The organism is Cedecea neteri, assembly GCF_000758305.1.
GTDB lineage: Bacteria > Pseudomonadota > Gammaproteobacteria > Enterobacterales > Enterobacteriaceae > Cedecea > Cedecea neteri_C.
On the sequence record NZ_CP009458.1, the window covers coordinates 4,641,372 to 4,660,014 of the forward strand.

Consider the following 18,643-nt stretch of genomic DNA (forward strand, 5'->3'; position numbering starts at 1 on the left):
GATGCGCAAGAGTTGCGCAGTATTTTTAGATTGTTATCTTATAACATAGCAACACAAAATGCTGGTGAGTAAAGATGTGTCATTTTATGTCAGTATGATGACAATAAAAAAGCGAACATAAATGTTCGCTTTTTCACATCCAGGTCGCGCTTACTGGGAGTCGATATCTTTCAGGTCATCCTGAATCGCCGCCGCGTTCGGGTTCGCTTCTGGTTTAAGCTGGCCGCCGTTAGCCAGGAAGTCATGACGCTGGAAGTAGGCTTCACGCACGGTGACGTAAGGATCGGCAGACTGGCGCAGCAGGCCGTCGGAATCCAGCAATTGGGCACGCGTTTCGACGCCTTCGACCGCCCATTTACCGATGGACATCGGCCAGGTCAGCCAGGAGAGCACCGGATACAGCGTATCGGCAAAGTCGCCGCCGTCTTCACGCAGCGTGAAGCTGCCGTAACCCGGTAACATCACATAAGGGCCGTAACCCACGTCGTAATGGCCCAGCGTGCTGCCGAAGCGGTGAGGCTCGACGCGCTGCAGTTTAGGGTTAGCCATACCTGCTACGTCGATGAAGCCGCCCATCCCAAGTAGGGTGTTCAGGAAGAAACGCGTAAAGTGCACCATCCCCTGGTACGGGTCGCCCTGCACGAAGTAGTTCACCATCGTGGCGGGCTCTTCGAGGTTACTGGTGAAGTTGCTCAGGCCGTTGCGCGCTGGCACCGGCACATAGTCACGCCAGGCTACGGCCACCGGACGCAGAACATACGGGTCCAGCACGTTGTAGTTGAAGTTGAACATTGAACGGTTGAACCCTTCGAGCGGGTCCGAACGCCCCTGAGGCTGCTGGCTACCAGAACTGGCACATCCCACTAATACCGTTGTTGCCAGAGCAAGTCCGGTCAGGCGGAAATTCATTAGCGTCTCCCTATTATTGTTTGTCTGCGCTTTCAGTGGTGCCCGGTTCAAGCTGGGCTCTCGCCTGATCGATGCTGCGCTCAATGACGGCGCGGCGCTGGTCGTTTGCCGGTAAAATTTTCAGCATCATGTCCCACGCCCCAATCGCCTCACGGTAGTTCTGGCGCTCAAACGCATTGAACGCCAGCAGGCTGAGCACGCGAATATTCGTGTGGTCATCTTTTAACATTTCGCGGAGCAGAAGCCCACCAAGCTGGTTATCCTGCGCGTCGGCAGAGCGGGTCAATACTTCAGCATAGCCCAGCTTTGCTTCGCTGTTTGTGGGCGCAAGTTTATAGGCGTGAGCAAAAGCCTGTGTTGCCGTTGTGGCGTTATTCAGCACCATGCCAATGCGCCCAAGCATCATCCAGCCTTCAAGATTATCAGGCTGTTGCTGCAATCGCGTGCGTAATCCTAACCCAAGACGCGCCATCTCTTCCATAGTCAGCGGCGCGGCCTGCGGGTCAAGAACACGTTTTAACAACGCTGGCGTCTCGGCTGTCGCCTGCCGCCAGGCCTGCACCTGCGCCAGCCCCGACGTTTTCAGATAACTGCCAGCGCTGACGACCACCAGCAGTACAGCGCCAGGCAAAAACACCCAAAGCGAGATTTTCCCTGCAGTTATTTCGCTGCTCAGTGCCGGATTTTCTTCCGCGAGCGAAATCTTTTGCCTCCTGCGGCTGCGCAGCACAATCACCGCTGCGCCACCAACAATAAACAGCGCTGGCAGTACCCAGAGGATCACCGTGGCAGGCGTCAACGGCGGCTCATAGGTCACAAAGTGGCCGTAGCGCTCGACCATATAATCCACGATCTGCTGCTTGCTTTTGCCCTGCTGCATCAGCTCATAGACTTTAAGCTTCATGTCTGAGGCAATCATCGCGTTGGAATCCGCAATGCTGTTGTTCTGGCATTTCGGGCAGCGTAGCGCCTCGGTTAGCTGGCGGAACTGCTGCTCCTGCGCTTCATCTTTAAAGGTAAAAGTATCAATGGCCGCCGCCGCGTGGACGCTAAACAGCATGCCGATAAGCAAGAAAACTGCGCGCATCATGAGCCTGCCTCCTGGCTGTATTTTTCCCAAAGCGGTTTCAGCTCCTGCTGCCAGACGCGATCGTTCAGATCGCCCGCGTGGCGGTAACGGATGATCCCCTTGCCGTCGATCAGGAAGGTTTCCGGTGCGCCGTACACGCCGAGATCCAGCCCCAGCATGCCGTTGCCGTCAAACAGACTTAGCATGTACGGGTTCCCGAGATCGCGCAGCCAGTTAATCGCTTTGTGGCGGTCGTCTTTATAGTTCATCCCCACCACTCGTACGCCCTGCGCGGCCAGCCCGTTCAGAAACTTATGCTCGGCGCGGCAGGTTGGGCACCAGGTCGCCCAGACGTTCAGCAGCAGTGGCTTGCCGTCCGCCAGCACTGTCCGGCTCCACTCTTTGCCTGGCTCGTCGAGGGATTCCAGGCGGAACTCCGGCACCGGTTTACCAATCAGCGCCGACTCAAGATCCGTGGGCGCTTCGCCCTGGGCATTCCGCGCCAGCTGCCAGAGCAGCAGTGAGGCCAGCCCCAGAAACAGCGCCAGCGGAATAAACAGATAGCGGCGCTTCATGCTGCGGCCTCCGGCTTAACTTTACGGCTGCGATAACGCGGGTCGCACAGGCAGCAAAGCCCGCCGAGGGCCATCAGCAGCCCGCCCGCCCAAATCCAGCGCACGAAAGGTTTGTAATACAGGCGCACCGCCCAGCTGCCGTCGTCCAGCTCTTCGCCCAGCGCGGCATAAAGGTCACGGGTGAAACCGCCGTCGATGGCCGCCTCGGTCATCATCGCCCGGTTGCTGTTATAGAAACGCTTTTCGGCGTGCAGAGTGGCTTCCGGCTTGCCGTGGCGGGTGACGTCGATAACGCCCACGCCGCCGCGATAGTTAGGGCCGGTGATATCCCGCACCTCGCGGAACACAAAGTGATACTGGTGAATATCAATGCTGTCGCCGGACTTCATTCGCACGTCGCGCTCCACGCTGTAGCTTTGGCTAAAAGCGATGCCAACCACTGTCACCGCCAGGCCAAGATGCGCGGAAACCATCCCCCAGTGACTGGCAGGAATTTTGCGTAATCCACCCCAGAAGCCGTGGCGATGCGTGGCGCGCTGATAAACTTCCATCAGCGCCAGCACAAAGACCCAGACAGCCATCAGCAGGCCGACCACCGTCATGGCTTCCACGCGATCCTGCATCAGCCACGGTAAGAGCAGCGACAGAACCAGCGTGATGACCACCGCCACCATCAGATGCTTGCGCAGCTTGCCCGGCTCGTCGCGCCGCCAGCGAACCAGCGGCCCAATGCCAAGCATCAGCGCAAACGGGGCCATCAGCGCAGTAAACATCGTATTGAAGAACGGCTCCCCGATGGAAATACTGCCCAGCCCAAGCTGCTTATGCACCAGCGGCAGCAGCGTGCCCAGCAGAACCACCAGCATGGCGGCAATCAGCAGGACGTTGTTGCCGAGCAGGAAAGACTCGCGCGACCAGAGATCGTTACTCACGCGGGAGCGCACTTTGCTGCCTTTGACCGCATACAGCAGCAGCGAACCGCCAATAACCACCACCAGGAAAGCCAGAATAAACATGCCGCGCGCCGGATCGGAGGCAAAGGAATGCACCGACACCAGCACGCCGGAGCGCACAAGGAACGTGCCCAGCAGGCAAAGGGAAAAAGCGCTTATTGCCAGCAGCACCGTCCAGGCTTTAAAGCTGCCGCGTTTTTCGGTCACAGAAAGCGAATGGATAAGCGCAGTGCCCGCCAGCCACGGCATAAACGAGGCGTTTTCTACCGGATCCCAGAACCACCAGCCGCCCCAGCCCAGTTCGTAATAAGCCCACGCCGAACCCAGCACGATCCCCACGGTCAGGAATGCCCAGGCCGCCAGCGTCCACGGGCGAGTCCAGCGCGCCCAGGCGCTGTCCAGCCTGCCGCCCAACAGTGCCGCAATCGAGAAAGCAAAGGCTACAGAGAAACCCACGTAGCCCATATACAGCAGCGGCGGGTGCAGAATCAGGCCGATGTCCTGCAGCAGCGGGTTTAAATCACGTCCTTCCAGCGGGTAGTCCGGCAGCGTGCGGATAAACGGATTGGAGGTGAAAATAATAAACAGCAGGAAGCCGAAGTTAATCATCCCCATGACAGCCAGCACGCGGGCGTGGTCTTCTTTAGGCATGCTGCGCCCGGTGAGAGCAACGGCAAACGTCCAGCCGCTCATCATCAGCACCCACAGCATCAACGACCCTTCATGCGCGCCCCAGGTGGCCGCCACTCGATACCAGACAGGCAGCTCGGTATTGGAGTTGTTGGCGACGTAAAGCACGCTGAAGTCGTTCACTACGAAAGCGTTAACCAGTATCAGGAATGATGCGCATAAGGTGATAAACAGCGCCCAGCTAAACGGCCTCGCGGAGGCCATCAGCCACTGGTCACCTCGCGCCACGCCCCAAAGTGGATAAACGCTTAATAGCAAAGACCAACCGAGCGCAAGGCAAAGCAGGAACCCACCAATTTCCGGCATCATGAGGCGTTATCCTTATACACTTCCGGGGCCTGCTGGTGATTCTGCTCCATCGCCGCTTTCACCTCCGGCGGCGTGTAGTTTTCATCGTGTTTCGCCAGTACTTCTTTGGCGTGAATAAGCGTGGCACCTTCCATCACGCCCTGGGCCACCACGCCCTGCCCCTCGCGGAACAGATCCGGCAGAATGCCCTCGTAGGTCACGTCTACCACGCCACGCGCGTCATACAGCTTGAAGCTGACCTTCAGGCTTTGACTGTCGCGCTTCACGCTGCCCGGCATCACCATGCCGCCGATCCTCAGGCGCTGCCCGGTTTCCGGCATTAAATGGCTTTCGCCTTTGCCGTAGATAATTTCGCCGGGGGTATAAAACAGATCGATATTGCTGCGCAGGGCATACAGCACGAGCGTAATGGTCAGCCCGAGGCCTGCCAGCACCGCCACGGCCAGATAAAGCCGGTTTTTACGACGCGGATTCACTTAAACTTCCTCCTGGCGCTGGCGAGCGGCACGAATACGCTGCTCTCTGGCCTGCTGGCGAGCCACCGTCCGCAGAATGGCGCGATGCTGGTAGCGGGTATGAAATATCAGCCCTAGCAGAGGCAGAAGCGTAAAAGCCACTGCCAGCCAGACGTAAAAGGCGTAGCCGCCCATGGCGAAAAACTCGCCCCAGTGAGTGAACGCCCACATCATGATTTTGCTCCTTTGCCGTTAGCAAGCGCTAACACCCACGGACGGCGGCTTTCCTGCAACAACAGCAGGTTACGCAGGCGCATCAGGGTGAGCGTGATAAACAGCGCGAGGAAGCCGAAGATAGTCCAGCGCAGCGGCGTGCGCATGGAAGGGTCGATAGACTGCTGCATATTGGTTGAGCCCTGGTGCAGCGTGTTCCACCACTCCACCGAGAAGTGAATAATCGGCAGGTTCACCACGCCGACCAGCACCAGAATCCCGGCGGCCCGGCCCGCAAGGCGGCGATCGTCAAACGCGCTGTAAAGCGCAATGGCCCCCACGTAGAGGAACAACAGCACCAGCTCGGAGGTCAGCCTTGCATCCCAAATCCACCAGGTGCCCCACATTGGCTTCCCCCAGGCGGAGCCGGTGACCAGGGCGATAAAGGTAAATGCCGCCCCGACGGGAGCCATCGCCATCACCGCCAGATCGGCCGTTTTTATCTGCCACACCAGGCCAATAAAAGCGGCAATCGCCATGCTGGCGTAAATGCCCATCGACCACATGGCCGCCGGGACGTGAAGGTACATGATCCGGTAGCTCTGCCCCTGCTGGTAGTCCGCCGGAGCAATACCAAATCCCCAGACGCAGCCGACCACCAGCAGCACCGCGCTGAGGATAGCCAGCCAGGGCAGCAAGCGGCCACAAAAGTGGTAAAGCCGCTCCGGTTTAGCCAGCTGATGTAATGTTTTCCACATAGGTTTTGCTCACAAAACAAAAAAATAAAGTTATGCAACGCTTACCCGCAGCGCCGCCGCCGTAGCGAACGGGCTTAGCGTGGCGCTGCCGGCCAGCAGCGCGCCAAGAATTGCCATATACCCCTCCACCGGCAGATGCATCGAGGCGGCATCCATCGCGGCGGTGGCAAAAATTAAAAGCGGGATGGTTAACGGCAACACCAGCAGGCTAAGCAGCACCCCGCCGCGCTTCAGGCCAACCGTTAACCCCACACCGGGCGCACCGAGGAAGCTCAGCGTCGGCGTCCCCAGCAGCAACGTGGCGGCCATCACCTGCCAGCCATAAAAATCCAGCCCAAGCAGCAGGGCCGCCAGCGGCGAAAGCAGTAACAACGGCAGCCCGGTGACCACCCAGTGAGCGGTCACTTTCGCCAGCACCACCAGCGGCAATGGCACCGGCAGCAGCATCAGCTGTTCCAGCGAGCCGTCCTGAAAGTCATCCCGGAACAGCCTGTCCATCGCCATTAAAGAGGCCAGTAAAGCCGCCACCCAGATAATTCCCGGCGCAATGCGCGCCAGCAGCTGCGGCTCCGGGCCAATGCCGAGTGGAAACAGGGTAATCACGATCAGGAAGAACCACAGCGGGTTGGCGATTTCAGCCCCGCGGCGAAACACCACCTGCAGTTCGCGCCAGAAAATGCGCCTAATCATAAACAGCTTCCTGCAAATGAATCTGCCGTATAGCGCAACTTAGCGGCTGATGGCTGGTGAGAATAACTATTCCGCCTGCTTCGGCGTGATGCTGCAGACGCCGGGTCAAACGTTCAATCCCAGCGGTATCCAGCGCGGTAAACGGTTCATCCAGAAGCCAAAGCTTTGCCCTGGAAAGCCACAGGCGAGCGAGCGCAGCGCGGCGCTGCTGCCCGGCGGAAAGCTGGTTGACGGGTAAATCTTCAAAGCCGAGCAGCCCGGTTTGCTCCAACGCAGCCCACAGCTGCTCTTCGGCTACATCGGCATGAAAAAAGGTGAGATTTTCAAAAGGGGTGAGAACAGATTTGATGCCCGGCTGATGGCCAATCCACAACAGATCGCCGTGGAAATTATCGCGCTGGCGGCGAAGTGGCTGATGTTGCCAGCAGACTTCGCCCTCATCGGCCTGCGCCAGCCCGGCCAGAATACGCAACAGCGTGGTTTTCCCAGCGCCGTTTTTGCCCGCCACCTGCACCATTTCCCCAGACTCAACGCTAAACGACAGTGCGTTGAACAGCGTACGATCGTCACGCTGGCAGGTCAGTTGTCGGGCTTCTAGCATCAGGAGGCGCTCCTTGTCTCGGGTGACGCTAAGCATATCATATCGCCCTGTTTTCTTCAGGTTGCCCCCGACGCCTGCGGCTACTCCATTAGGGTTAATCCGCTTACTCAGATCAAAGCCGGGGCGATTATTCCCATTCGTCAAAAACCAGGGATAAAAACCGCTACGCTTAAGTGAACATTTTCTGATCGGAAACCGCCCTGATGGACAAGATCGAGCCCGACAAAATAGTCAAAACCGATGAACTGGAAGTCGACAGCGATGAGAAGTCGAGTGGCCAGAAAATCGAGCTGGATGAGGATCGTCTGCCCTCCGGCGCGATGGCGATTCACGAGCACATCCGCCAGGACGGGCAAAAAGAGCTGGAGCGCGACGGCATGGCGCTGTTCTGGTCTGCCGTGGCGGCGGGTTTATCGATGGGGGCTTCGCTGCTGGCGAAAGGCATTTTTCACGTCAACCTGGTCGGCGTGCCCGGCAGTTTTCTGCTGGAAAATCTTGGCTACACCTTTGGTTTTATCATCGTCATTATGGCTCGCCAGCAACTGTTTACTGAAAATACCGTCACCGCCGTACTGCCGGTGATGCAGCACCCGACTACCACTAATTTCGGGCTGCTGATGCGGCTGTGGGGCATCGTGCTGTTCGGGAATATCGTCGGTACCGCGCTGGCGGCGCTGGCTTTTGAATTTATGCCGATATTCGACGAAGCCACTCGCAAAGCCTTCGACGACATCGGCATGAAGGTGATGGCAAACCCGCCCGGCGAGATGTTTGCTAACGCCATTATCTCCGGCTGGATCATCGCCACCATGGTGTGGATGTTCCCTGCCGCGGGCTCGGCAAAAATCTTCGTTATCGTGCTGATGACCTGGCTGGTTGCGCTGGGTGATTTAACCCATATCGTGGTCGGCTCGGTCGAAATTCTTTATCTGGTGTTCAACGGCACGCTGCCCTGGAGCGAGTTCTTCTGGCCGTTTGCCCTGCCTACCCTGGCCGGGAATATCTGCGGCGGAACGTTCATTTTCGCGCTGATCAGTCACGCACAGATCCGCAACGATATGAGCAACAAGAAGAAGGCCGAGGCTAAGCGAAAGCAGGAAGAACAGAGCCGAAATTCAGCGAAGAGCGGAAAATGTGACGGGTAAATTGTTCATCTTCCAGGCAAACGGACCGCCAACCCCTTAACCTGCCTCGAAAAGCGGGTATACTACGCCCGCCGCGTTCCCTTAGTTAAATGGATATAACGAGCCCCTCCTAAGGGCTAGTTGCAGGTTCGATTCCTGCAGGGAACGCCATTAGATTTCACCTTTCTGCTCTCCCTCTCTTTCAAACCCACCATTAAAATACCCGATGCTATCAATGCATTGAGCTTTGCCTGTCCACATAATGGAATCAGCAGAAGCATTAAGGATATAATCCCGTCAATGATTCCTCAGCCGTCGAAAAGAACATGACAAAACTTACGTTACAAGAGCAGATGCTCAAAGCAGGCCTGGTTAGCAGCAAAAAAGTGGCCAAAGTGCAGCGCACCGCAAAAAAATCACGCGTGCAGGCTCGTGAAGCGCGGGAAGCCGTAGAAGCCAACAAACAGGCTCAGGTTGAGCGCGATAAAGAACTCAGCGAACAGCAAAAGCAGGCTACTTTAGCCAAAGAATATAAAGCGCAGATCAAGCAACTGATCGAAATGAACCGCATTGTTATTTCGAAGGGTGATATCGGCTATAACTTCACGGACAATAACTTAATTAAAAAAGTGTATGTCGATAAAGTCACCCAGACTCAGCTGATCAAAGGCCGCCTGGCGATTGCCCGCCTGATTTCAGATAAAAATCCAGAGGGTGAATACGCCATTATTCCCGCAGGCGTTGCCGATAAAATTAAACAGCGCGATGCCAGCTTTATTGTGCTGAGCAGCGAACTGGCGCCAGAAGCCAAAGATGAAGACGATCCGTATGCGGACTTCGTGGTACCTGATGATTTGATGTGGTAACGATTAATTGCGTTAAGGCGGCCTGGTTTTGCCGGGCTGCCTGGTTAACTTTTTTCAATAATATTGATGATCAAATCGAGCGGGAAGATCATTTCATTGGTTTGCCTGAGTTCTTCAACCGCCCACCAGCGATGCTCCCGAATGACTTTCTTTTCGTTGTCTGTCCACCTCGCACGGTCAATATCTGATTTATCCGCATGAATGATAAAGAAACGCTCTTCCGCCAGAACCGTTTCACCGCTGGGCAGCATCATTTTGAAGTTTCTGGCTGCCACCTGCTGCCCTGCTGTTGTCCTTATTAAACCGGTCTCTTCAAAGAGTTCTCGTAAGGCAGCCTGTTCGTACGATTCACCGTGTTCAACCCCTCCACCTGGCGTTGCCCAGTATGCTTTTCCACTCAAAGCATCCTCTGTATGGCAGAAATTAAAGAGCAAGACATGATTATCTGGTGAAATAATTATTAAGCGAGAAGATGGTCGAGTACGCACTATTCCCTCTTACATACATGGTTTATATTAATATGCACGCTTTCGAATACGGCACTCCTGAATAAAAAGCACAACAGCTACAAGCATAATGATTGTATAAAAAATAATATTCGATAAGTCATAATTAAAAACAGTCGTAAACTTATCATTTTGGTATAAACGATTATGCTGGTAAGAATATGTGGTGTAAATACTGTTAAATACTTCGCAAAAGGATATGACAGCCAACATCGCCCACATAAAAACACTGTTGATTTTGACCTTATTACTTCTGTGTCTTCTGATGAAAATGAAGAAACCAATCAGGATTGCGATCGTAAAAGAAACTAAGTCACTAACAGTGAGTGCTGATAAATGCTCCATCAATCAAATTCTCCTCGTGCCCAGGCAGAGCTGACTGCTGTTATGCCAGAGAAACAGCGTGTCTGGTAGTAAGTCCGTTATTCATCATTTTCCGAAAGTAGACCCAGAATAGCGCAAAGTTTCTCAACAAGATAATGCCAGAAATGAGGGGGTTAGCCGAAAATTGCCCCGTACATCCTGAGCCACACGCATTTTAATCCATTGATTCTACTGCTACGGTTGTGCATTGACTGAGTTTTTCTTTCTGCACAATACAGGTGAAAACAATGCCGGACTTCATCAAAGAGACCGATATCCACATCGTCGCTCAGAAACTTAATGCTATCGCCCAGAACGGGCTGACATACGCCAAAGATGTGTTTGACAAGGAGCGCTACGAAACCCTCCGTGACATCGCCGAAGACCTGCTCCACTCCCGTTTTAACATTGATTCAGAAACCTTAAATCCTGCCTCTGAGTCCGGGTACGCCACGCCAAAAACCGACGTTCGTGCCTTTGTTATTCGCGACGGCAAGGTGCTGATGGTCAAAGAAGCGGAGGATGGGAAGTGGAGCTTACCCGGCGGCTGGGCCGATGTGGGCGATACCCCGTCCGCTGCCGTCTGCCGGGAAGTAAGGGAAGAAACCGGGCTGGAAGTGAAGGTGACCAAACTGTTAGGCGTGTGGGACCGCAATCTGCACGGTCATCCTCCACTGCCCTGGCACGTCTACAAGCTCATTTTTCTGTGTGAAGAAACCGGCGGCAACCTTGCGCTCAGCCACGAATCCACCGATATCGGCTTCTTCGCCATTAACGATCTGCCGGAGCTGTCGTTGACGCGTATCGTCCCGGAGGAACTGATTGTCAGCATGGAAATTGCCACCAGCGATCGGCAACCGTGGTACGACTAGCGGATTGACGCGAGCAAAAAGGCAGGTTCAGGCCCGCTATCGGGATGATAAACGGGGCCTGAAACACTAAGATCGGATTATAGATTCGCGCTGCGTAAAGCGGTGCAAAATGCGCAGTTGCAGCCCGCGATCGGGATGATTTTGGTGATGTCGTAGTTGGCTTCGGAGGGAATCGCATGCCCATTGACGGCGTTATTACCGACATTCGCCGTCTGCTCAGGGTGAACAGAAGAATTGGAAACAAATGCCGCGGCATGGAAGGATGTTGCCAACAGCGTTGCACCGACGATACTTAATACTTTCATTTTGTCACCCACGCTAAAAACCAGACAATCACTCTAACGTGGGCAGATTTTGAACACCAGATGCCACAGCTGAAATAAAGTGTGCATATTTATGTCTAAACGTTCAGCCCTACACCACGCCATTTAATGCCGGTGATATTAATAAGTTAACCTAAAATAACTCACCACATTTTTGCAAATAAGCGCTGTCAGCTGCGTAAATCCCGCCGCAGCGGGAGTTTTAATATCGCCCTGTTTTTATTCGGCAAATTTCAATAATGCCTCGCCATCCAGACGGTAACGAACCCATTCCGATTGCGGTAACGCCCCGATGCTCAGATAAAAATCAATCGCGGGCTGGTTCCAGTCCAGAACAGACCATTCCAGACGGCCACACTGCCGCTGCACCGCACACTGCGCGATATATTTCAGTAACGACCTTCCCGCTCCCCTGCCGCGATACTCAGGAGAGATATATAAATCCTCCATGTAAATACCGTTCCGCCCAAGCCAGGTCGAGTAGCTGGTGAAGAAAACGGCGTAACCGATAATTTTGCCTTCTGTCTCGCAGATCAACGCTTCGGTTTTACTGCCTGCGTCAAACAGCGTCGCCCGGATCTCCTCCGGCGTGGTGACCACTTCCTGCGGGGCTTTCTCATACACGGCCAGCTCATAGATCATGTCGTAAATAGCCTGAGCGTCTTCCGGGCGGGCCTGACGAATCGTCATACTCATTGGTTTTCCTGTTATTTCTGGATGGCGTTAACGTTGCTGGCTCTAAGCATAAAGGTTATTGTCAGGCGAATTAAGTGCAATGAAATCACCAGATGATGAATATTATGCATCCAACATTAAGGCGACTTGATTTAAACCTTCTGCCTGTTTTTGACGCAATTTATCGCCATCGTTCAGTGCGTATGGCGGCGGATGAACTGGCGATGAGCACATCGGCGCTTAGCCACGCGCTGTCGAGACTGAGAGCCTCGCTCAATGACCCGCTGTTTTACCGGGAAGGGCACCGGATGTGCCCCAGCGTGTACGCCACACAGCTCGCCCCTTCTATTGCTTCGGCGTTGAAATATCTGGATCAAGAACTGACTCAGCAGCCGGAGTTTGACGCTTCCCGGACGACAGAGCGCCTGCAAATTGCGATTACGGATTTTACCGCTTTTTGCATTTTCCCTGCCCTGATGCACAAACTGCAGCACGAAGCGCCCGGCCTGAGCTTTGAGTTACTTTACTTGCCTCATACCCCGGCACTGACGGAGCTTCTGGCGGGCGAAGTGGATTTGGCGCTGGGGTTCAGTACGACTGAAGACATCCGGCATCCGGAGCTGGAAGAAATCGGCTGGTTTACAGATGAGTACGTGGTCATAAGTCACCCTGGCCGGGCACGGCTGACATTTGAGGATTATCTCGCCGCAAGCCACATCGTTGTCACGCCGTGGAATGAGAAGCAAGGCGTGCTGGACAGGCAGCTCGAGCAAATGGGTTACACGCGGCAAATAGCCATCAAGACGCCGTCCATGCTTAGCGCGCCGTTTATTGTGGCAGAGAGCAATCTGTTAATGGCGCTGCCGCGCTTCGCCGCTGAAAAGCTGATGCCGGCCACGAATATAAAGATTTTTTCATTACCGTTCGAAATACGCCCGTTTGAAATAAAAATTTATTCACACAAACGAAGCGGGAAGCGGAGCGCGACCAACTGGCTGAAATCGAGGCTGCAAACGCTGGCGAAAGAGATAAACCCCGGGCAGTGAAAGCTGTTCGGCGTTTAACTCATCCCGCTTTACGCAGCCGGGTAACCAGAGCCTGCACCGCCGGGGACGTTTTCCCCGCGGAAGAACAGACCAGGCCAAACTCGCGATGGAGCCCCGGCGTCAGCGGCACCACGCACAGGCCGCGCGTATCTTCAGGCAGCGTGGACGCTGGCACTATCGCCACGCCCATTTCTTCGCGCACCAGCATACAGGCGCTGACCCAGTCCCTCACCGTGACACGAACGTCAGACAGGTGCAAACCAGCCTCTGCCATTAAACTACCGCCGTTTACTACACAACCCCCGGTCGCCAGAACAAATGGCAGTCCCGCCAGCTCCTGAAGGGTAATTCCCCGGGATCTGACCCCACGCGCCATAGCGTGGCTGGCAGGCAACACCGCCATCCATGCATCCTGCCCAAGAATAACGTCAGCCCTTCCGGGAGCGGGATTCATCACCACGCCCAGCTCGACGGTATCCTCGGCAATCCACTGCTCAACCTCTTCATCAATACCTTCGAGCACGACGACTTCAATGCCGGGATGCAAACGCCTAAAGTCCCGTAGCAGGCCGGGCAATAGCGTCGATGTCACCGACGGGAAGCTGCCGAGACGAATACGGCTCCCGCTTAAGTCCCGACACGACTCGGTCAGCGATCGGATCGCCTCGAGATGTTGCTGCATACACCTGGCATGAGAGATAACCTGCTCCCCCAACGCAGTAACACCAATGTTCCTGCGCTCACGGGTAAAAACGGGGAACCCCAGAGAAGCCTCCAGCTGCGCGATAGCCTGGCTGGCACCTGACTGAGTCATGCCCACCTCTTCGGCTGCACGAGAAATGTTGCGGGCATCGGCCACCGCGACCAGCAATCGCCAGTGCAAAAGGTTCATCATCGTTATCAGTAGCTCAGCTAATAGTTATTTAATGGATGATTAATTTTACAGAGATTACGGGCTAAATCATAGTGCATCCAGGCGCCGGGTCAGGCGCTGTATACCTGTTTCCCCATTTTTCGGAGATGCCATGAAACTGTATTACGCCCCAAAAGCTTGCTCGCTCTCGCCTCACATTGTCCTGCGTGAATTAGAGCTGGAATTCGAACTCATCAAAGTGGATAACAAAACCAAGCTCACTGCCGACGGACGAGACTTTTTCACCGTCACCGCCAAAGGCTATGTTGCGGCTCTGGAGCTGGACAACGGGGAGATCCTGACGGAAGGCACGGCTATCGTGCAGTATCTGGCGGATCTCCGGCCGGAAAAAGGGCTAGCGCCTCTGCCAGGAAGCTGGGCGCGGGTGAGATTGCAGGAATGGTTGAACTTCATCACCAGCGAGCTTCATACCGCGTCTGCCCCGCTGTTCAACGCTTCGCTGCCGGAAGAGGTCAAAACCATCTTCCGCGAAAAATTCTTCAAGCGGCTCGATTTCATTCAGGACGCGCTCTCGAAGACGGTTTACCTGACCGGCTCCACTTTTAGCGTGGCTGATGCCTATCTTTATACCGTCCTGAGCTGGGGCAAAATGTTATCAATCGACCTTAACCAGTGGCCCGCTATTGCCAGCTATATGGCCGCAATAAATGCGCGGCCAGCGGTGCAGGAAGCCCTGCGTGTGGAAGAAACTCACTGATTCTTTTCGGCGGGTTAACAGCCCGCCTCAACCTTAAAGTCCCTCTGATTTTCGTTCTGCAAAATACTGGGCTGGCGTGCTGTCCATGGTCTTCTTAAACATGGTGATAAACGCATTCACGGATTCATATCCCAACTGCGCCGCCACGTTTTGCACCGCTACGCCGCTGGCCAGCTCCTTAAGCGCAATAATCAAATGGAGCTGTTGCCGCCAGCGGCCAAAAGTCAGTCCTGTCTCATGCACCATCAGCCGGGCCAGGGAGCGTTCACTGAGCGCCAGCCGTTTTGCCCATGCTTTTAAGGTGCTTCGGTCCTCAGGCTGGCTGACCAGCGCGTCGGCCATTGCGCGTATTTTGGGATTAGCCGAAACGGGCAGGCTGAAATTCTGCTGCGGCATGGTCGCTAATTCATCGAGTGTTACTCTGGCAAGGCGGGCAGCGTGACTGTCGGGGGCATATTCCTCGCTCTCGCTGGTTAAGCGCCCAACCAGGGCTTTGATCAGCGGGGAAATCGCTAACGTGCAGCATTTCGCCGGCAGCGCAACGGCACCCGGCTCCACGAACAAATAATCCAGATGTGCGTTCCAGGTCGCTTTGGCGCTGTGGGGAACACCATCGGGGATCCAGACCCCGCAATCGGGCGGTACTATCCATATCTCATTTTCAGCCCGGCAAACCACCGCCCCATAAAGCGCAATAATGAGCTGCCCCTTCCGGTGGACGTGAACTGGCACCTCCTCTCCGTAATCAACAAAATCGAGGCGGCGCGCTATCGCCGGGCTTTGCGCGGCATCAGGATCGTACAGGCTCGTGGCGGGCAGTGGCTTCATGCTAATTGGCAACATTTAGGGATTTTTTGACAGAATAGGATATTTAGCGATAGCTGTAACGCGGCAATAATGGCCGCCATGAATAAAATAAACGCCTGCCACCTTCCCCCTTTGTCGGGAAAGCATGTGGCACCCAGTCTGCTGAATGACGCTAACGCCCTGCTTTATGCAGCCAAAAGCTTCGCGGCTGCCATGCTGGCGTATTACCTCGCTTTGTCTATCGGACTGGGGACGCCTTCCTGGGCCATCGTCACCGTCTACATCGTTTCACAAACAACGGTGGGTGCCTCGCTGAGCAAAGGGGTTTATCGTCTGGCGGGCACGGTTGTTGGTGCTGCAGCGACCGTTTTAATCGTGCCGACGTTTGTGAATATGCCGATTCTGTGCAGCGTGGTACTGACCGGCTGGATTGCCCTGTGTCTTTATTTCTCGCTGCTTGAGCGCACGCCCCGCGCCTACGCCTTTGTGTTAGCAGGCTACACGGCAAGCCTGATCGGCTTCCCTGCCCTACACGATCCCGGTTCAATTTTCGATACGTCCATCACCCGCGTGCAGGAGATTTCGCTGGGCATACTCTGTGCGAGCCTCGTTCACCGCTATGTTTTGCCGAAGCGAATCGCTGGGCTGTTTAACGCCAAAGTCCTGGAAACGCTGAGCTCGGCGCGGCTGGCCGTGGCGGCTTCGCTGAGCGACGAGCCACCTTCAGGCTTTAAAAACCTGCATTTGGCCCTGCCGTTACAGCTTTTACAGAACCTCAACCACCATGTTCCCTTTGACTTTGCTCTTTCCGCCCCCATCGGCCTGGCCAGAAAAAAACTGCACGATAAGTTTGCTCGCCTGTTGGTGGTGAACAGCGAACTGAGCGAACGCCGGCAGACGATAAACGCGCTGCATCCTGAGCTGCTGCGGCTGGAGGATGATGTCCGACGCTGGCTAAACGGTGAGCCTGAAATCGCGGGCGAAGCGCTGAAAAAACAAAGCTCGGCGTTAGCGAAAATGTTATCTGCAGCAGCGCTCCAGCCAGAAGATATGCTGCAGGCAAGTTTTGCCGCCTATCTTTGTGAAGCCATCACTCTTCTGCTGCAGTGCGAGAAATTGTACCTGGCGATCTCACAGTCACCCCAGGTGCTGGCAGACGAACCGCCAGCCAAAGGCTACGTGCTTCATCGAGACAGTCTGACCGCGGCTAAGACCGCGCTGGGCGCTTTCACTCTGGTGCTAGTCGGATGCCTGGTATGGATTTATTCTGCCTGGCCGGACGGGGCCACGGCGGTGTCGGTGATTGGGGTTTGCTGTACGCTGTTCGGCAGTTTCGACACGCCCACGCCGCATCTCATTAAATATGTGATTGGTTCGCTCTACGGCGTGGCGATAAGTCTGCTCTATAGCTTTGCGATTTTGCCGCAAATCACCACTTTTAGCGTGCTGGCCGCCGCGCTGGCACCCGTCTATTTGCTGGCAGGATCGCTGCAGGCCAGGCCCCCGACGACGTTTATGGCTATGGGCATCACGCTGACGCTCCCCATTTTATCCGGGCTTGGCTCCCACTACGGCGGTGACTTCGCGGTGGCGCTCAACACCGCCACAGCTTTATTCATTGCGATCGGCTTTGCCGTGTTCGGCATGGGGCTGCTGCAAACCGTGCGGGCCGACGCGGCAATAAATCGCCTGCTTCAGCTATGCCGCCGCGACGTTAAACGCAGCGCAAAAGGCGCTTTCCCCCCGGATGAAGTCGCCTGGACAAACCTGATGATAGACAGAACGGCGTTACTGCTGCCACGCCTGCAGCGAAGCGAACAGCCCGCAGAGCAGATTCTTAACCAGATGCTGCACTACCTGCGTGCCGGGCTGGCCACAATGCACCTGCGGCAGTTGCTGGTTCACCTCCAGCGGAAAAGCGCCGAACAGGTAGATGAAGTGCTTGGCATGTTGTCCAGCGAATCAGACGTTCAAAAAATTCAGGCAAAGGTTTTATCGCTGTTAAACGCGCATCCTCCGGCGTCGGATGCACTGACCCGGCGGCTTAATCACGGGCTAATAGACTTGTATTGTGCGTTGAATATTTCAGGTAAGGAGCGAACCGATGGTCGGTGACGTGAATATTGGCGGCGTTTATCTCCCCGCCCTGTTGGTCATCGCACTCGTTGCGCTGCTCTGCACTCTTTTTCTGCTTTCGTTACTGATGCGTAGCGGGATTTACCGCCGCCTGCCCTGTCGGCCACTGATTGATTTCGCCGCTTATATTTTCACCGCATTCCTGATACTGCATGGGCTGAACGCTCAGGGGTTTATCGTATGAAATCGTTTTTGGCTCTGACAAGCCGCTACGCGCTGACGCTCATTGCGACTGCCGCAGCCCTGATTATCGCTTTTATGATGTGGAAGCATGAATCACAAATCCCCTGGACGAGGGATGGCCGGGTTCGCGCCGACGTGGTGCAGATTGCGCCTGACGTCTCTGGCCCCGTGAGCAGCGTTGCCGTGAAGGACAACCAGTGGGTGAACCGCGGCGATATTCTCTACTCTATCGATCCGCGCTGGCTAAAACTTGCCGTCAGCAGCGCCCAGTCAGAAGTTGAAGTAAAGCGCCACGAAATGCAGATGCGCCAGGATTCTGCCGCGCGGCGCACGCAGCTGCAGAGCGTGATATCTAAAGAAGATTTACAGCAAACCCGCAGTGCGGCAAACGTGGCCATCGCCAACTACCAGGGCGCACTGGCGGCACTGGAACTGGCGCAGCTCAATTTGGCCCATGCCACCGTTAAAGCCCCGGTGGCGGGCTACGTGACGCATCTCAGGCTCAGCCCCGGCGACTACGCCACCGCAGGCGTGACAAAAGTCGCCATCATTGATGCCAAAAGCTTCTGGATTGTCGGTTATTTTGAGGAGACAAAGATGCGACACATTCGCGTGGGGAACAGCGCGAAGATAGCGCTGATGGGCTTTGACGCAGTGATACCCGGCCATGTGGAAAGCATTGGCCACGGCATCGGCGACAGCAACGATGAAACAGGCGATCTCGGCCTGCCGGACGTCAATCCTACCTTTAGCTGGGTGCGTCTTGCGCAGCGGGTGCCGGTACGCATCCATATCGACAGGCTACCGGCAGGCGTTGAATTAGTGGCAGGCTTATCCGCGAGTATTTCTGTCACGCCTTAACGCGCTGAATCTGGCTGAACAATGCTAT

Annotated in this window: 22 protein-coding genes and 1 tRNA gene; 9 read left to right on the plus strand and 14 right to left on the minus strand. The window is 55.4% G+C overall.

Going from position 1 to position 18,643, the window contains the following annotated elements; all coding sequences use genetic code 11:
• Positions 1-150 precede the first annotated feature (150 nt).
• The 9 genes from mlaA to ccmA are packed head-to-tail and all read right to left on the minus strand — an operon-like array spanning position 151 to position 7,222.
• Positions 151-909 (minus strand): phospholipid-binding lipoprotein MlaA, encoded by a 759-nt coding sequence (gene mlaA / locus LH23_RS21505; RefSeq protein WP_039295635.1) that lies wholly within the window; start codon positions 907-909, stop codon positions 151-153.
• A gap of 13 nt (positions 910-922) precedes the next feature.
• Positions 923-1,996 carry a cytochrome c-type biogenesis protein CcmH gene (locus tag LH23_RS21510; RefSeq protein ID WP_039297070.1) on the minus strand — a complete coding sequence of 358 codons (1,074 nt, stop codon included), beginning with the start codon at positions 1,994-1,996 and terminating at the stop codon, positions 923-925.
• Positions 1,996-2,553: a DsbE family thiol:disulfide interchange protein gene (locus tag LH23_RS21515; protein WP_039295638.1), complete on the minus strand. Its 558-nt coding sequence runs from the start codon at positions 2,551-2,553 to the stop codon at positions 1,996-1,998. The genes LH23_RS21510 and LH23_RS21515 overlap by 1 nt, the downstream gene beginning before the upstream one ends.
• Complete coding sequence (locus LH23_RS21520; protein ID WP_039295641.1) at positions 2,550-4,505, minus strand: heme lyase CcmF/NrfE family subunit; 1,956 nt, start codon at positions 4,503-4,505, stop codon at positions 2,550-2,552. Before LH23_RS21520 ends, LH23_RS21515 begins: the two co-directional genes overlap by 4 nt.
• Positions 4,502-4,981 carry a cytochrome c maturation protein CcmE gene (gene ccmE / locus LH23_RS21525; protein ID WP_008459665.1) on the minus strand — a complete coding sequence of 160 codons (480 nt, stop codon included), beginning with the start codon at positions 4,979-4,981 and terminating at the stop codon, positions 4,502-4,504. The genes LH23_RS21520 and ccmE overlap by 4 nt, the downstream gene beginning before the upstream one ends.
• Positions 4,982-5,194, minus strand: a complete 213-nt coding sequence (ccmD, locus tag LH23_RS21530) for a heme exporter protein CcmD (RefSeq protein ID WP_039295644.1) — start codon at positions 5,192-5,194, stop codon at positions 4,982-4,984.
• On the minus strand, positions 5,191-5,931 hold the full coding sequence (locus tag LH23_RS21535; protein WP_039295647.1) for a heme ABC transporter permease: 741 nt from the start codon (positions 5,929-5,931) through the stop codon (positions 5,191-5,193). The genes ccmD and LH23_RS21535 overlap by 4 nt, the downstream gene beginning before the upstream one ends.
• Positions 5,932-5,961: 30 nt before the next feature.
• Positions 5,962-6,621, minus strand: a complete 660-nt coding sequence (ccmB, locus tag LH23_RS21540; protein ID WP_038480670.1) for a heme exporter protein CcmB — start codon at positions 6,619-6,621, stop codon at positions 5,962-5,964.
• Positions 6,614-7,222: a cytochrome c biogenesis heme-transporting ATPase CcmA gene (ccmA, locus tag LH23_RS21545; RefSeq protein WP_039295652.1), complete on the minus strand. Its 609-nt coding sequence runs from the start codon at positions 7,220-7,222 to the stop codon at positions 6,614-6,616. The genes ccmB and ccmA overlap by 8 nt, the downstream gene beginning before the upstream one ends.
• Before the next feature lie 203 nt (positions 7,223-7,425).
• On the opposite strand from ccmA, the gene LH23_RS21550 reads away from it, so the two are divergent.
• From LH23_RS21550 to LH23_RS21560, 3 genes are all read left to right on the plus strand, one after another.
• A complete protein-coding gene (locus tag LH23_RS21550; RefSeq protein WP_039295655.1) occupies positions 7,426-8,367 on the plus strand; it encodes a formate/nitrite transporter family protein in 942 nt (313 codons plus the stop codon).
• Between the two features lie 75 nt (positions 8,368-8,442).
• Positions 8,443-8,517 (plus strand) — tRNA-Arg (locus tag LH23_RS21555).
• A gap of 155 nt (positions 8,518-8,672) precedes the next feature.
• Positions 8,673-9,212 carry a DUF2058 domain-containing protein gene (locus LH23_RS21560; RefSeq protein ID WP_039295658.1) on the plus strand — a complete coding sequence of 180 codons (540 nt, stop codon included), beginning with the start codon at positions 8,673-8,675 and terminating at the stop codon, positions 9,210-9,212.
• A gap of 44 nt (positions 9,213-9,256) precedes the next feature.
• Here the strand turns inward: LH23_RS21560 and LH23_RS21565 are convergent, their stop codons facing one another.
• On the minus strand, positions 9,257-9,700 hold the full coding sequence (locus LH23_RS21565; protein WP_039295661.1) for an NUDIX hydrolase: 444 nt from the start codon (positions 9,698-9,700) through the stop codon (positions 9,257-9,259).
• A 629-nt stretch (positions 9,701-10,329) separates the two neighbouring features.
• On the opposite strand from LH23_RS21565, the gene LH23_RS21575 reads away from it, so the two are divergent.
• Positions 10,330-10,953, plus strand: coding sequence for an NUDIX hydrolase (locus LH23_RS21575; RefSeq protein ID WP_039295666.1), 624 nt, complete (start codon positions 10,330-10,332; stop codon positions 10,951-10,953).
• Between the two features lie 77 nt (positions 10,954-11,030).
• Here LH23_RS21575 and LH23_RS21580 read toward each other — a convergent pair whose 3' ends face one another.
• Together LH23_RS21580 and LH23_RS21585 are read right to left on the minus strand one after the other, a co-directional pair.
• The gene (locus LH23_RS21580) at positions 11,031-11,258 is read right to left on the minus strand and encodes a hypothetical protein (protein ID WP_039295669.1); all 228 of its coding nucleotides are present in this window, start codon (positions 11,256-11,258) and stop codon (positions 11,031-11,033) included.
• 237 nt (positions 11,259-11,495) lie between these two features.
• A complete protein-coding gene (locus LH23_RS21585; RefSeq protein ID WP_039295672.1) occupies positions 11,496-11,972 on the minus strand; it encodes a GNAT family N-acetyltransferase in 477 nt (158 codons plus the stop codon).
• Between the two features lie 92 nt (positions 11,973-12,064).
• Between LH23_RS21585 and LH23_RS21590 the strand changes: the two genes are divergently transcribed.
• Positions 12,065-12,997: a LysR family transcriptional regulator gene (locus LH23_RS21590; RefSeq protein ID WP_039295675.1), complete on the plus strand. Its 933-nt coding sequence runs from the start codon at positions 12,065-12,067 to the stop codon at positions 12,995-12,997.
• Positions 12,998-13,016: 19 nt separating this feature from the next.
• Here LH23_RS21590 and LH23_RS21595 read toward each other — a convergent pair whose 3' ends face one another.
• Positions 13,017-13,892, minus strand: coding sequence for a LysR family transcriptional regulator (locus LH23_RS21595; protein ID WP_052050410.1), 876 nt, complete (start codon positions 13,890-13,892; stop codon positions 13,017-13,019).
• Between the two features lie 130 nt (positions 13,893-14,022).
• Here LH23_RS21595 and gstA point away from each other — a divergent pair, with 130 nt between their 5' ends.
• Positions 14,023-14,628, plus strand: a complete 606-nt coding sequence (gstA, locus tag LH23_RS21600) for a glutathione transferase GstA (RefSeq protein WP_039295682.1) — start codon at positions 14,023-14,025, stop codon at positions 14,626-14,628.
• A 33-nt stretch (positions 14,629-14,661) separates the two neighbouring features.
• On the opposite strand, the gene LH23_RS21605 is transcribed toward gstA, so the two are convergent.
• Positions 14,662-15,456 (minus strand): AraC family transcriptional regulator, encoded by a 795-nt coding sequence (locus LH23_RS21605; RefSeq protein WP_039295685.1) that lies wholly within the window; start codon positions 15,454-15,456, stop codon positions 14,662-14,664.
• A 78-nt stretch (positions 15,457-15,534) separates the two neighbouring features.
• Here LH23_RS21605 and LH23_RS21610 point away from each other — a divergent pair, with 78 nt between their 5' ends.
• Genes LH23_RS21610 through LH23_RS21620 form a run of 3 tightly spaced genes read left to right on the plus strand, consistent with a single transcriptional unit; the run spans position 15,535 to position 18,615 of the window.
• Positions 15,535-17,550, plus strand: a complete 2,016-nt coding sequence (locus LH23_RS21610; protein ID WP_039297071.1) for an FUSC family protein — start codon at positions 15,535-15,537, stop codon at positions 17,548-17,550.
• Positions 17,540-17,755, plus strand: a complete 216-nt coding sequence (locus tag LH23_RS21615; RefSeq protein WP_039295688.1) for a DUF1656 domain-containing protein — start codon at positions 17,540-17,542, stop codon at positions 17,753-17,755. Before LH23_RS21610 ends, LH23_RS21615 begins: the two co-directional genes overlap by 11 nt.
• Positions 17,752-18,615: an HlyD family secretion protein gene (locus LH23_RS21620; protein WP_039295691.1), complete on the plus strand. Its 864-nt coding sequence runs from the start codon at positions 17,752-17,754 to the stop codon at positions 18,613-18,615. Before LH23_RS21615 ends, LH23_RS21620 begins: the two co-directional genes overlap by 4 nt.
• Positions 18,616-18,643: the final 28 nt, after the last annotated feature.

What these genes read in the sequence shown, in the direction of transcription:
- LH23_RS21590 (WP_039295675.1), top strand. Translation starts at nt 12,065, where the DNA reads ATGATGAATATTATGCATCCAACATTAAGGCGACTTGATTTAAACCTT.
- LH23_RS21610 (WP_039297071.1), top strand. Translation starts at nt 15,535, where the DNA reads ATGAATAAAATAAACGCCTGCCACCTTCCCCCTTTGTCGGGAAAGCAT.
- LH23_RS21620 (WP_039295691.1), top strand. Translation starts at nt 17,752, where the DNA reads ATGAAATCGTTTTTGGCTCTGACAAGCCGCTACGCGCTGACGCTCATT.
- LH23_RS21510 (WP_039297070.1), bottom strand. Translation starts at nt 1,996, where the DNA reads ATGCGCGCAGTTTTCTTGCTTATCGGCATGCTGTTTAGCGTCCACGCG.
- mlaA (WP_039295635.1), bottom strand. Translation starts at nt 909, where the DNA reads ATGAATTTCCGCCTGACCGGACTTGCTCTGGCAACAACGGTATTAGTG.
- LH23_RS21575 (WP_039295666.1), top strand. Translation starts at nt 10,330, where the DNA reads ATGCCGGACTTCATCAAAGAGACCGATATCCACATCGTCGCTCAGAAA.
- LH23_RS21615 (WP_039295688.1), top strand. Translation starts at nt 17,540, where the DNA reads ATGGTCGGTGACGTGAATATTGGCGGCGTTTATCTCCCCGCCCTGTTG.
- LH23_RS21550 (WP_039295655.1), top strand. Translation starts at nt 7,426, where the DNA reads ATGGACAAGATCGAGCCCGACAAAATAGTCAAAACCGATGAACTGGAA.
- LH23_RS21605 (WP_039295685.1), bottom strand. Translation starts at nt 15,456, where the DNA reads ATGAAGCCACTGCCCGCCACGAGCCTGTACGATCCTGATGCCGCGCAA.
- LH23_RS21520 (WP_039295641.1), bottom strand. Translation starts at nt 4,505, where the DNA reads ATGATGCCGGAAATTGGTGGGTTCCTGCTTTGCCTTGCGCTCGGTTGG.
- LH23_RS21585 (WP_039295672.1), bottom strand. Translation starts at nt 11,972, where the DNA reads ATGAGTATGACGATTCGTCAGGCCCGCCCGGAAGACGCTCAGGCTATT.
- gstA (WP_039295682.1), top strand. Translation starts at nt 14,023, where the DNA reads ATGAAACTGTATTACGCCCCAAAAGCTTGCTCGCTCTCGCCTCACATT.
- ccmD (WP_039295644.1), bottom strand. Translation starts at nt 5,194, where the DNA reads ATGATGTGGGCGTTCACTCACTGGGGCGAGTTTTTCGCCATGGGCGGC.
- LH23_RS21580 (WP_039295669.1), bottom strand. Translation starts at nt 11,258, where the DNA reads ATGAAAGTATTAAGTATCGTCGGTGCAACGCTGTTGGCAACATCCTTC.
- LH23_RS21535 (WP_039295647.1), bottom strand. Translation starts at nt 5,931, where the DNA reads ATGTGGAAAACATTACATCAGCTGGCTAAACCGGAGCGGCTTTACCAC.
- LH23_RS21560 (WP_039295658.1), top strand. Translation starts at nt 8,673, where the DNA reads ATGACAAAACTTACGTTACAAGAGCAGATGCTCAAAGCAGGCCTGGTT.
- LH23_RS21515 (WP_039295638.1), bottom strand. Translation starts at nt 2,553, where the DNA reads ATGAAGCGCCGCTATCTGTTTATTCCGCTGGCGCTGTTTCTGGGGCTG.
- ccmA (WP_039295652.1), bottom strand. Translation starts at nt 7,222, where the DNA reads ATGCTAGAAGCCCGACAACTGACCTGCCAGCGTGACGATCGTACGCTG.
- LH23_RS21595 (WP_052050410.1), bottom strand. Translation starts at nt 13,892, where the DNA reads ATGATGAACCTTTTGCACTGGCGATTGCTGGTCGCGGTGGCCGATGCC.
- ccmB (WP_038480670.1), bottom strand. Translation starts at nt 6,621, where the DNA reads ATGATTAGGCGCATTTTCTGGCGCGAACTGCAGGTGGTGTTTCGCCGC.